The following is a 13,066-nucleotide window of genomic DNA, read 5'->3' as shown; positions in this document are numbered from 1 at the left end:
ATGTCTGCATTCTCTCCGCGTAAAAATCTCATCACGATTGAAATTTTAAAATATAGCGGTTCATTGCTTTTGTCTTGTATTCCTGTGCTGACTTGGGCAGAAACTGCTGTACCAGAAATCACACAGCTAGACACCATCAAAGTACAAGCTGAATCCAGCTCAGGCTATATCGGAACGCAAACAGCATCGACCTTAAGAGGCAAACAAAAAAATCTGGAGAGCTCTCAAACGGTCAATGTCGTTTCCAAACAATATGTGAAAGATTATGTGCCCGCGAATCTGGATAATGCACTCACACAAGTCAGCGGTATTACCCAAGGCAATACCTTAGGCGGCACCCAAGATACGGTCATGAAACGCGGTTTTGGAGACAACCGTGATGGTTCAATTACCGTGAATGGCATGCCAATTGTGCAAGGTCGAACCATGAATGCGACAGTTGAACAGGTTGAAGTATTAAAAGGCCCAGCTTCTCTCCTTTATGGCATTATGGACCCAGGCGGTGTGGTCAATGTAGTGACTAAAAAACCTGAAATGACCCAGAAAACCGAAATGGCAATCTATGGTTCAAGCTTTGCTGCGGGTAAAAATGGTTTAGGAGCAAGTCTAGATACAACGGGCGCAATTAATGACAGTAACTTTGCCTATCGTTTTATTGTCGATCATTCTGACGCAGACTATTGGCGTAATTTTGGTAATCTCAAACAGACTTTAATCGCTCCGTCTGTGGCATGGGACAATGGTCAGACCAAAGTCAATCTCAGCTATCAATATCGTCATTTTGATGTCCCTTTTGATCGCTCAACCATTTTTGATCCCAACACCAAAAAAGCTCTACCGATCTCAAAATACCAACGTCTGGATGAAGCCTTTAACCAAATGAAAGGTGAAGATCATCTGGCACAACTGTTGGTTGATCATCAAATTAATGACACTTGGTCAGCGCATTTCGGCTATACCTATAACTACGAAACCTATGATGCCAATCAGTTACGCGTCACCTCGTTAGATACAAAGAATCATACTGTGAAGCGTCGTACCGATGCGACCTTAAATGCAGAAAGCATCGATAGTAATGCCCAAGCCTATCTCAATGGCTCGATCAATCTGCTCGGTTTAAAGCATGACATTCAGATCGGTTCGGATATCGAATACCGTAAATATTTCCGTCCCGATATGGTTCGTGGAGACACTTCTACCCTAGACTATCTCAATCCAGATTTTGGCACTGTCGAAGCTTCCCGCAATATCGTCGCGTCGGATAGTGACCAAACCGATAAATTGCATACCTATGGTTTTTATCTGCAAGATGCGATCCATTTAAATGAAAAATGGATTGCGGTGCTTGGTGGGCGTTACTTACATTATCAACAGACTGCTGGGCGTAGCAGACCATTTAAAGAAAATACCAATACCAATGATGATGCCTGGCTTCCACATGCAGGTTTAGTCTATCAATGGAATGACCAATTTTCATTGTATGGGAGTTATACCGAATCACTCAAACCGAACTCCTCGATTGCGCCTTTAGGTGGCAATGCTGTTATTGACTCGGATGTCCGACCTGAACAGGCAAAATCTTATGAACTTGGTGCAAAATATGAGTTTAATGATCGTATTAAGGCCAACTTTGCACTCTATGACATTAAAAAATGTAATGTACTTGCCAAAATAACCAATTCGTCAACCAAAGAAGTAGAACTACACACTACAGGTGCCGTCCGCTCTAAAGGTGCTGAACTCGACCTCACAGGCCGTCTAACTGATCAACTCGATGCTACCCTGACCTATGCCTATACCGATGCCAAAGTCACTGAAGATGAACTGGGCCTGCAAGGCAATCGTTTAAATAATGTGGCACGAGATACCGCTTCTCTCGCATTGGCCTATAACTATGGCGAACTTTATAATGGCAATTTACGTTTAGGACTCAGTGGCAATTATGTCGGTAAGCGCGCAGGTGATTCAGAAAACACCTTTGACCTACCTGAATATATGCTTGCCAATGCCTTTATCAGCTATGACACCACCATTGCCAAACAGGCAGTTAACTTTCAGTTTAATTTAAATAATATCTTCGATAAAACCTACTATACGGCCAGCGTTAATAATCTGGCGGTATCACAAGGTGACTCTCGCCAAGCGGTGTTGCGAGCAACCTTTAAATTCTAAAATAGAGGATCAGAGCAGTGCTTAAATCACTGCTCTGTTGAGATCAATATGAAAAAGCTTCTTTCTATCACGCTGATCGCAGCACTGTTTACCTTAACATCTTCTGTTTATGCACAGACAAAAATTGCGCTCATTTCACAGCTCAATGGCGCTTCTGCTTCTGTCGATGTATCTATTCAAAAGTACTTACAAGCTCAAGGTTATCAAGTTGAAGTCTTTGATCAGACTGTTACACCGAACAGCTTAAACCATCCTGATCTGGTCATTCTTTCTTCAACGGTTGCGTCTAAAAATTTAAAATCAGGTTGGCGTCAACTCCCGATTCCACTGATGACTTGGGAAAATGATTATCTCGATGATCTGGCGATGACAGGTAAACGGCTCGATACTGATTTTGGTGAAGTTGAGAAAGAACGTTACTTGTGGCTGGTCAATGCACCGCATCCCCTATCGGCGCATCTTCCTGCGGGAACGCACAACGTCTATAAAGCACAGGCACCGATGAGTTGGGGCAAGCCGGGATTAGGCGCCACCATTATTGCAACGATTTATGGTCAACCAGAAAAAGTGGCCATCTGGGGTTATGAAAAAGGTGCAACCATGGATTATGAATCATTGGCCCCAGCAAAACGGCTGATGTTCTTTCTCAATAATGAGACTTTTCCCAATCTTTCAGAAGATGGTCTCAAACTGTTTGATGCCTCAGTGCAATGGTTATTAAAGAAATAGACTTAAAAATCGACTCGTGCTTTCCTAAAGAATGCATCAAATTTCAGCCCATGGCCCAGCAAATGCTTAGGATTTTTTGAAGATAGAACCCTAAGCATCTGGGCAACGCGCTGTTATAAAAGATATTCCCAGATCACGTAACCAATGCCAAAGCCTAAAAAGGCATATAGCGTAATAATGAAGAACACAAAACTGGCATTATTCTTTTTTTTCAAAAAACTCATATCGGCACCTTTCGCTTTGCTCAATTCATATTGTTATAGTGCAGGAAGATACAGAACAAGAAAAGACACAGAATTTTGCAAAAAAAATATAACAGATTGATATAAAACTTGAGAATTGTTATGAAAAACAGCCCTGAATATATGTATAAGAGACATGAAAACGTCTTTCTCATATATTCAGGACTGCTTCAAGCTGTTATTAAGCGACTCAGTAATCAGGTTCGAATATGAGGATTTTCAAGCGGCAGATCATCGACTAAGTGCTCATCAAAAATATCCGTCAGCATGCTGTCATAACGTTTAGCATTGTATTGTAAAAGCGATTCTGCCTCAGCAGTGCTAATAAAACCTGTTTCAATCGCATTGGCAATGTGTTCTTCAAAGCTTAGCCCTGTAAACTGGTCTTTTGACTCCGCTTTTTTAAATTTATTCCATAACGGTTGCAACTGTAACAAACTTTGGAAAGTGGACTCCATCCGTCCCATTACATCATTTGCATCGGTTGTATAATAAACATGTTGTTTGAGCTGATCCCGGAACGCATGCTCTTGCATCATCAATTGCGCCACTTCCTGTTTCAATTGATCCGATGGCGCTGCAATTGGACGACCAAATGGGAAGCAAATTAATTTCACCATACAGGCTGCAAGTTTCATTGGGAAATTATCATAGAAGCTAAAGAAGGCTTCTTGCACCTGATACAAGGCTTTATTCAACGCTAATTCGGCATGTTTCTTTTCTGCCTCGGTTCTTTGTCCATGCTCATAATATTTCAAGATCGCAGTAGCGATAAATAAATGCGCATGAATATCGGCCAAACGCCCAGACAGCATTTCTTTACGTTTTAAATCACCTGCCAAAATCCCAAGCGCCATATCTGCCGTTAATGCAAAATCAGCACTGAAACGGTTAATCGTACTGTAATAGCCTTTAGAAAAATCATCGGCTTGTTTAGAGCCATCATCCGAACCGCCTGTAATCGAAAATGCAACGGCTTTAGCGGCACGATTGAAAGTATAGGCTAAATGTTTAAACAATAATGGCGAAAATTCCTTAAACGCGGCGGCTTTATCTTCCGACTGCAACAACTGCAATTCTTCAAATAAATAAGGATGGCAACGCATCGAACCTTGACCAAAAATCATCAAAGATCGGGTCAGAATATTTGCCCCTTCTACCGTAATAGCCACTGGAATCGATTGATAGGTCAATGCAAGGAAGTTACGAGGGCCTAACTGAATCGCTCGACCACCCACCACATCCATACCGTGATTGACCACCTTACGCATGGTTTCAGTCGCATAGTATTTTGCCATTGCCGTCATCACCGCAGGCGTTCCACCTTGGTTCAAACCACAGGTCACCAGATAACGGAATGATTCCAACATATAGGCATCACTGGCGATATCACTGGTCGCCTCTTGTACACCTTCAAAATGCCCAACCGAGATTTTGAATTGTTGACGCACACTGGCAAATGCACCCACCAGCAGATAACTCATTTCCCCTGCCGCGGTTGCCAAAGCAGGCAGTGAAATACCACGCCCTACGCCTAGACATTCCATCAACATACGCCAGCCTTTACCAGCATTTTGCTGCCCACCAATAATCCAGTCCAAAGGAATAAATACATCACTTCCCTCAACCGTACCATTCATAAACGGCGCCCCCGGATTATGTCGCGGACCGATGTGAATGCCTTCATGATCGGCTGGAATCAAGGCGCAGGTAATGCCATATTCCACTTTACTTTTGTCGCCCAATAAACCCTCTGGGTCATAAAGTTTAAAAGCCAAACCAATCACGGTTGCAATCGGAGCCAGTGTAATCCAGCGCTTAGAGAAATTCATTTTTAAGCCAAGGACTTCTTGGCCTTGGTACTGTCCATAACACACCACACCTGTATCAGGAATCGCACCTGCATCCGAACCCGCTTCAGGGCTGGTCAATCCAAAACAAGGTACTTCTGTACCATTTGCAAGGCCAGGTAAATAACGTTGTTTTTGCTCTTCAGTACCATAGTGCAGCAGCAACTCACCCGGTCCAAGCGAATTCGGCACCATACAACTCACCGCAGCAGTCAGTGAGCGAGAAGCAATCTTGCTCATGATTCGACTTTGCGCAAAAGGCGTAAATTGTTTACCACCAAATGTTTTTGGAATAATCAAACCAAGGAAGTCATTGTCTTTAATGAATTGCCAAACCTCAGGCGGCAGGTCTTTTTCCTGATGATGGATCTGCCATTCATCCAACATCGAACAGAGCTGTTGTACTTCATTATCTAAAAATGCCTGTTCTTCTGTAGATAAGACTGGATAAGGATATTGATCAAACTTTTCCCAATCAGGTGCCCCCATAAAAAGTTCTTTTTCCCACCAGCTTGTACCTGCGTCCAACGCCTCTCTTTCTGTCGTGCTCATACTCGGCATGGCATTTGAAAGCACTTTAAAAGCTGGTCGGCTGATCAACGCATCACGTAACGGCGTAATCAGGAGAATAATACTCGCGATGATGATGGGTACGCCCAGTAACAAACTCCAAGGCGTAATCAAAACGCTACACAGAATGGCAACTACAATCGCCACCACACAGCCAATAGTTCGCGTAGCTTCAAAATAAAAGAGAGCCCAAATAACAAAAAGCTGAATCAATAGGCCAAGCAATATGAATAATACAATCATGTTTACTCCTTTGGCTCAGATCGGCATACAGCAGAAATGAGAAACGTTGAGTGAATTTATAGTTGAGATAATTCTTTAATAAAATGATTGTTTTTTATTCTACATATCGGGTCAGTATTTGCTCACTTAACTACTAAAATTTACATAAATTCATCGAGATGACACTAAACAGTTTTCTCATTCTTAATCTAAACATTAAAAACTACTTACAAAAAAATTATGAAAATAACTTATGAAAATTATCACCAATCATAATAAATATTATTTTTGTATTTTTAGAATATATAACGCTTACTTCGATAAAAAAATTTAAAAGACAAAATATCTAAACAATATATGCCAGCAATCCAAGAAATATTAACTTAGAACTATTAAAAAGCGAACTTAATCACATTAATCACCACATAAATTAAGATACAAAAAATATACTATTGATAACAAAAACCACTCACATTAAAATATAAATGCAATCATTTTAATCTCCAAACCATGAACAGAAATAATAAAGATTTTTTAAACAGGGGTTCTGTATGTGCATCTCTTTCATTAATGGTGATCGATTATTGCAAATTCCACCAGTTAAACATTCCAGCTGAGTGCAACCTGTATCATTTAGAGGATAGAATCCCATTTAATATATGGTGCAACATCTTAAATAAGGTTCAAGATCAAAGCAAAATAAATGCACTTGGTTTAAAGATTGCAGATTTTATTAAACCTTCTTACGCTGGTATTATTTCATATATGGTTTTCTCAAAACCGACGCTACTTGATGCGATTCCAGATTTTATTAAATATATCCGTTTAGCGTATGACCTTAATTTTTTATATTTTCAGGTTAAAAATGCCGAAATAGAGTTTTCATGGGACGACCATCTGGGCCAGCCGGGATTAATCGTTGATGAATGCGCTATTGCACTACTCATTAACATTGTCAAACGTTCAATTGCGCCTTATCAAGCACCGCTCAAGTGTATTAACTTTCTGTATGAACCTCCTGAAAATATTGAGTTTTATCGGCATTACTTTGGTTGTCCAGTCAACTTCAACTCTCCAACGACCTCTATCGTTATTTCACTGGAAAATTTGGAAAATATCCCCTTATCTCAACCAGATCCTTATCTTTATCAGATATTAAAGACACATGCTGACCTCCTCGTAGATAAACTAGGCACTTATAACGAATTTGAAAACAAAATCAGATTATGTATAACCACAAATATTAGAAATAAAAAAATCAGTCTTGAAATTATTGCTGAACAAATGAGTATTTCGCCTAAAAAGCTTAGGGAAAGACTATCAGAATATGGTTATAGCTTTAATTCATTACTCGCAGATGTCCGCTTTGACCTTGCAAAAAAACACTTGCTTGATAACACATTAAATATTAATCAAATTACTTATTTACTCGGATATTCAGAACAAAGTGTATTTCAAAGAGCTTTTAAAAGTTGGAGTGGATTAACACCACTAAAATGGAGAGAGGAAAATAAAAACCTCCCAAAAACTTCCTAATTTTTGGTTACATTAAAATCCGTCTATAACAGCTCCATTTCGATCAACTTTACCATGATATATATGACCATCATCGCCAATTAATGAAAACTCAATATAATCAAAAACATTCACTGGATTTTCAAGCATATATCTTCTTTTACTCAATGGGCTACTCATCATATCCATTTCCTGAATGATATTCGTTTTTTCACCCTGATAAATCAAGCTTATTCGAGCAAAAGACAAGTGATAAGCAGAAGAATTTTCACAAACTAATACAGCTTTTTCATCCTGCCTTTCGATAGAGAACTTTAGTTTTTTTACAAGATCCTGCAATTTCATTTTCTGAAGTCCCTTCGGTCTATAAAAAACCTTAAGTTGTATATTCATCGCAAAATCAAGTTTGGCATGCGCGTCTGCCCCTTCTTTTTTTACGCCAGGGATTTCATATAAGTTTAGCCACACAACTGATTCTTTATTGGATGGTAACGCCGCGCCATTGTAAAAAACTCTTAATGATTGAATGCCTGCTGGCTGCATACGAAAGACAGCAGGTAAGATTACAAAAGGACTTTTTTCATATTCTGGATTACCACTTCCATCATCAAACCATGCTTGTACCACAATTGGATAATCATTTATGTTTGCGATGATTAAGGTTTTTTCTCGAGTACCTTCTTCGTAAATAATCCGGCTGGAAGACGTCGCCAACCCAGCCGTCACGTCTATACTGATAAAAAATAAGAAAATACTGAAGATAAAAATTAAAGGTCTCATTGTATTTTCACGACCACATAAGCTGTAGAGTAAATTGTTCCACTAGTAACGGGTTGTGCACCATCAATCCGTTTTAGATCAGCAGTAAGAGGAATACGATAGGTCGTATAGTCTCCAGCAGTACTCATCGATTGAGCATGATCTAGTACAGGATACCAGCCCGCTGTATTCCCTTGCGGGTAGGTGACTGATGGGTAACAAAGCTGATTGTTATTGGGACCACAAGTCCTGTTATAAATATCACGGTTAGAATCAGGTAAAGTACCAGTTGCACCCGGTTGTCCTAATAAAGTCAAATAATCATTAGTCCCTTGATATTTAATATAAATACCAGCATTTTTTGCCCGTGTAGGGTTACTCAAATAGTCATCTGACAACAATGCAGTTACCCCGTTATTGGAATTCACCAAGGCAGGAGAAAAGTTCTTTGCTGCCTCATAAGCCCCGTGAGATGCCTGAATGGCAATCGCGACTTGTCCTGTATTCACGCCAGATTTTGAAGTCGTTTCAACATGGTTATGACAATCCACCAAGACTTCAAAATCTTGACTAACCTGATGTCCGTTATTTAACTCATTGATCGTAGTAGTGCCAAAATTTACATAAGGGCTAACATTATTGACTTTGCAAGCTACACCATCATTTATCAGGTGAACCGCATCATATAATGTGTATCCAAATCCATTATCCGCTCCCCAAAACCGATAGGTTGAAATATCCGTGCTATGGGTTACACCTACGGTATCGTGTGGGAAACTTACATATTCATCTCCTGTTTCACTCCCTCCAGAATGTGCAGTACCTGTATGGCCCAAAGTAATATAAGACGAAGGCTGGGCACAATTGTAATTTCCAGATTGTCCCATTCCCCGATCATTCCCTCTCGCATTAGAAGGCGTCGTCGTAAGATTACAATAAGCATTGGCAGAACTACTATAAGGGGGCTGACCATTTACACGAATCAGTTCAAATTGTAAAACAGGCACATGCTTTAAACGGATACAATGCCAGCCCGCTTGGCATTTATCTTTTGCTGCACCCGAAGGTGTATTCGGAGCAGCTGTTTCATAGTTTATAGGCAGTTCAGTCCACTGGGGTGCAAGAGCCTCACCATTCATAATTTGACGGATGCCAACGCCTTTAAACCATGTATAAAACACATTTTCTTGTCCGCCAGCATCATCGAGATTCACCTTAAAGTAACCGCCAACTCGATCATCTCCATTGACCGAAGTTAGAAATCGAATTTTGCTCATATCCGTATCTGGGGAGCATGCCCATAACAGACTTTCCGCATGCGCATTTCGAATTTTATATTCCGTTGGGGGAACCGCCGCTTGAGCCAATACACTACCAGCAGGTTGAATCGCAATATCCATCAAATGAATATTACCAATACGAATCTTTGCAGCGTGACCATCTTCTGTCTGCGTAATAGGCCGTGTATTCGAATAGCCCGTATAATAGGCGCCACTTTGCCAGTCAACCTGTTGGCAGGCTGCCCAACCTATACGACTCATCCCCAGAATCAACACCAATAAAATAAAATCTATAATTTGCTTTTTCATCTTTAAAATACCATCTCGCATTGAGCACGCTGTTTGATCAATGGCTGTTTTAACTGCTCATCATCAAGTTGATAATTCAAACGGCATTGTTGATTCTCTAACGTTCCCCATTTCAATATCAGCCCACCTTGTGGTTGCTCTGCGCGAAAATAAACTTGTCCAGACTGCCCTACCATGCCAATAAGATTGTCCTGCTCATCAAGAACATCTGCCCCCATAGGGATATTTTCCCCTGTGGCAGTTTTAGTCTGGAGCAACACGCTATATCCATAACGTGTTTTAAAATTGAGTTTTACCGCTGCGCCAGCATAAGGTGCGACTCGCTGTTCCCCACCTTCTAATTCAACATGTTCAGCCATTCCATGAGGATCAAGTGCAATGGTGTTGTAATGGTAAGGGTTAATACTTGGAATTAGGGCATAACCAAAACGATCAACTTTACTGTAAGGCGAACTCACAATACTGGCTCCTTTTGCCCCTTTGGCTTCAATTAAAGCAAAGGTATCACCCAGATAAGGCCCCAATGTAACTCCACCAGAATGCGCAGCCAAAGCACCACTAAAATTGATTGAAGCTTGTCTATAGTCATCGCTGATTGCAGTATTCAGTCCGACCTGCATGACTGGCAATCGCTTATATAAACCAGCCGTATAGGCTTTCTGCTCGCCCCAATCTGTCAACGTCGCCCCTAGACTGTAGCTGAGGCTATAATCTTTATCTAAAGCCCCTGTAATTCCAATTTGGTGGTTATCACTGTTATTGCTGCGGTTATAATTTGTATTTAATTGCGGTGTACCTGCTGAACGTTCACGGCCTAGCGGCACACTAATGCTAATTCCCCCAAAATTATCAAAGCGTTCTTCTTTGATGGTTTTACCCGTTAAAGTATGGGTCCGCTGTCGGGTATAGTTCACATTCAAGCTAACGATGCCAAAAGTTTTCATATAGCCCGCCTGATATAAGGTATCTCTTTCACGACCGTCACGATAATCCTGTGTTGAGCCAGAAAGATAAAATGAACCATAGTCTCCAAAGCTTTGGCTTAAACCAACTTGAAAACGGGAACGTTGCAAATAGCCATATGAACTCCAGCTATCCTTATTTTCCCATGCATTACGAATACCCAGCACATCATTTAAATCGCGGAAACCTGAAGTGGAATAGCGATAACCAGCAATCGAAATCACCGTATCTGTAGGTTGAAAGGTTTTACTGTAATTGAGATTTGCCATCCAGCCATCTAGATATTGATGAGTCTCCATATTCGGTAGTTTTGCTCGCGAATAAGTAATATTTGAACCAAAAGCACCATACGAACCCCCAAATACTCCACCCAGTGCGCCTGCCTGATATCCACTGGCAACACGCAATCCCCCATTTAATGTCATTAAATTATTTAAACCATATTCATAAGTCAGGTCAGCAAAGCCCACGTCTTTTGTATTCGCCAAGTCTGTTCGTCCAACAATAAAATTATAATTGGATGTACCTTCACGCAAAGAAAGTGGAACGGCGGCATAAGGAACTTCATTACTATGGGTGCTACCATCTGCCTCAGTGACTACAACAGTCAGATTTCCGCTATAACTGGTGGGATAGAGATCCTTAATTTCAAAAGGCCCCGGTGCAACTGTGATTTGATAAATTTCTTTATTGTCTTGTCGTATTGAAACCTTGGCATTACTTTGGGCTGTTCCCCGAATCACAGGCGCGTAACCACGTAATGAGCTAGGTCTCATTCGTTCATCTGTTGCCAGACTTAAACCTTGGAATGTCAAGCCAGAAAAGAAACGTCCTGAGCTATTTAGCTGCCCTAGAGAAAGTTGGGAATGCAACTGATCAATTGGTCTTTGTACATAGCTACGTAAATGGTTCCATTCACGCTCATGTTCATTATCAATACTTAAACTGGATTGCTGACGATACTGCCATTTCCCCAAATTGATTCCACCACTTAGATTTAAGAAACCCGAATCCCGATCAAGATGCTTGCCATATATATTCTTGGTATTTGTATAATAATAATTTCCAGTATAGTTAATAAAACCAATACTTTCCCCAGCATTCAACTCGCTTGGTTTTACATATCCTCTTGGCATATTTTTCATTAAGCTTTGCGGGACAGTGAGATTTAAGCGGAGTAAAGAAAAATCAAAATACACGGTACTTTCAGGCGCCACAGCTTTAAGAGACAAACATTCGTGATCTGTCTCTTGTGTTCCCGCCCTCACATTTTTTTTGCGCTGTTCTTGTTGCTGACGATAATCCCAACTTCCAACAATGCCCGCATTTTCTAATAACTCAGGCATGAAGCAAGGCTCCACACCCTGAGTATTTTCTTTCAAAAGTTTGAATTCAATCGCACGGCGCTCAATAAAACGGTTATTGACATACAGATCAACTTTATAAGTTCCAGCCTCAACCTTCTCCGCTTCGTTAAAGCGCTCAATCATGTTCTGGCTTAATGTATTTCCCTTAAATAAACCAGGAGCAAATTGATAGTCATTTAAATCATTCGAGTTTTCAATTTCAGTTGCTTGCGCCAAAGGTGTATACAATAAAAATGCCGATAAAAAACAAACAAAATAATTTGAGTTGTTTGTCCAGAATTGATACTTTTTCATCAAATATCCTTCAATTCTAACGAGATATTTGTTGTGAAATATCATAGGGATCCGTTGCACCATAGTCATTTACCATTCGGACACTGACATTCGCCAACTGATGGGCAGGAAGTCTTTTTTCCAGTAACCATTTTCCCTTAGACTTCGGTTCAATCATTTGAACAGATTGAGCTTGTATGATGTGTGTTCCTATCTTGACGCTGGCTTGGGTCAAATTCGCATAATAGCTACTTGGATTGTCTATTTGTAACCAGCTTCCTTTGGCATCATTTAATAATTGGAAACGAAGATTACGGGCAACATCCTCGATTTTATCTGGCAAGTTTTTAGGGCGATAAAAGACTTTCAAACGGTTTTTGACGATCAGAACCAGTTTATTTTCATTAATTAAATCTTTTGATAATGCCGGCGTTTGTTTAAAGTTTAGATAAAAAATTGATTCACGATCTTGAGGTAAAACGTCTTCAGGTACATAAATTAAACGCGCCATTTGTCCCTGATGGGCATTGACACGAAAAGCTTGAGGACTCACTAAGAACGGTGCATCTGCGCTTTCAGGTGTAGAGTTATCATTACCTTGATCAAGCCAGACCTGAACCAGATATGGGATGTCACTTTTATTACTAAATTGAAGCGTTTTTTCTTTACTCTCCGCATTAAAAATAACTCGTGTACCTGTCATGATCACATTTGCAAAACAGGAATGAATCGATAGCCCCAAGACAAAAAATACTGGAAAAAAATGTCGAAATAAAATATAAAAATGCTCAGACATTCGTCCACACCTTCAATTA

The 13,066-nt window shown here is 40.4% G+C and carries 9 protein-coding genes; 3 read left to right on the top strand and 6 right to left on the bottom strand.

All coding sequences use genetic code 11. The annotated features are described in order from the left end of the window. Both EC846_RS09540 and EC846_RS09535 read left to right on the top strand, forming a co-directional pair. On the top strand, positions 1–2,172 hold the full coding sequence (locus EC846_RS09540) for a TonB-dependent siderophore receptor (protein ID WP_123775024.1): 2,172 nt from the start codon (positions 1–3) through the stop codon (positions 2,170–2,172). A gap of 48 nt (positions 2,173–2,220) precedes the next feature. Then, positions 2,221–2,901: a hypothetical protein gene (locus EC846_RS09535; RefSeq protein WP_123775023.1), complete on the top strand. Its 681-nt coding sequence runs from the start codon at positions 2,221–2,223 to the stop codon at positions 2,899–2,901. A gap of 113 nt (positions 2,902–3,014) precedes the next feature. Here the strand turns inward: EC846_RS09535 and EC846_RS18315 are convergent, their stop codons facing one another. Both EC846_RS18315 and EC846_RS09530 read right to left on the bottom strand, forming a co-directional pair. Next, a complete protein-coding gene (locus EC846_RS18315; protein ID WP_005229212.1) occupies positions 3,015–3,125 on the bottom strand; it encodes a hypothetical protein in 111 nt (36 codons plus the stop codon). Between the two features lie 215 nt (positions 3,126–3,340). Further along, positions 3,341–5,806 (bottom strand): acyl-CoA dehydrogenase, encoded by a 2,466-nt coding sequence (locus EC846_RS09530; protein WP_123775022.1) that lies wholly within the window; start codon positions 5,804–5,806, stop codon positions 3,341–3,343. Positions 5,807–6,295: 489 nt separating this feature from the next. Between EC846_RS09530 and EC846_RS09525 the strand changes: the two genes are divergently transcribed. Beyond that, complete coding sequence (locus EC846_RS09525; RefSeq protein ID WP_213071311.1) at positions 6,296–7,321, top strand: AraC family transcriptional regulator; 1,026 nt, start codon at positions 6,296–6,298, stop codon at positions 7,319–7,321. Between the two features lie 12 nt (positions 7,322–7,333). Here EC846_RS09525 and EC846_RS09520 read toward each other — a convergent pair whose 3' ends face one another. The 4 genes from EC846_RS09520 to EC846_RS09505 are packed head-to-tail and all read right to left on the bottom strand — an operon-like array spanning position 7,334 to position 13,047. Beyond that, positions 7,334–8,080, bottom strand: coding sequence for a molecular chaperone (locus EC846_RS09520; protein WP_123775021.1), 747 nt, complete (start codon positions 8,078–8,080; stop codon positions 7,334–7,336). After that, on the bottom strand, positions 8,077–9,648 hold the full coding sequence (locus EC846_RS09515) for a fimbrial protein (protein WP_228200676.1): 1,572 nt from the start codon (positions 9,646–9,648) through the stop codon (positions 8,077–8,079). Before EC846_RS09515 ends, EC846_RS09520 begins: the two co-directional genes overlap by 4 nt. Before the next feature lie 2 nt (positions 9,649–9,650). Further along, positions 9,651–12,272 carry a fimbria/pilus outer membrane usher protein gene (locus EC846_RS09510; RefSeq protein ID WP_123775019.1) on the bottom strand — a complete coding sequence of 874 codons (2,622 nt, stop codon included), beginning with the start codon at positions 12,270–12,272 and terminating at the stop codon, positions 9,651–9,653. 16 nt (positions 12,273–12,288) lie between these two features. Continuing rightward, complete coding sequence (locus tag EC846_RS09505; RefSeq protein WP_123775018.1) at positions 12,289–13,047, bottom strand: molecular chaperone; 759 nt, start codon at positions 13,045–13,047, stop codon at positions 12,289–12,291. Positions 13,048–13,066 lie beyond the last annotated feature (19 nt).

It is taken from the genome of Acinetobacter sp. BIGb0102, assembly GCF_003815055.1.
GTDB classification, from domain to species: domain Bacteria; phylum Pseudomonadota; class Gammaproteobacteria; order Pseudomonadales; family Moraxellaceae; genus Acinetobacter; species Acinetobacter vivianii.
Note: the sequence above shows the minus strand (reverse complement) of the source record. Positions and strands in the feature narration are given on the sequence as shown.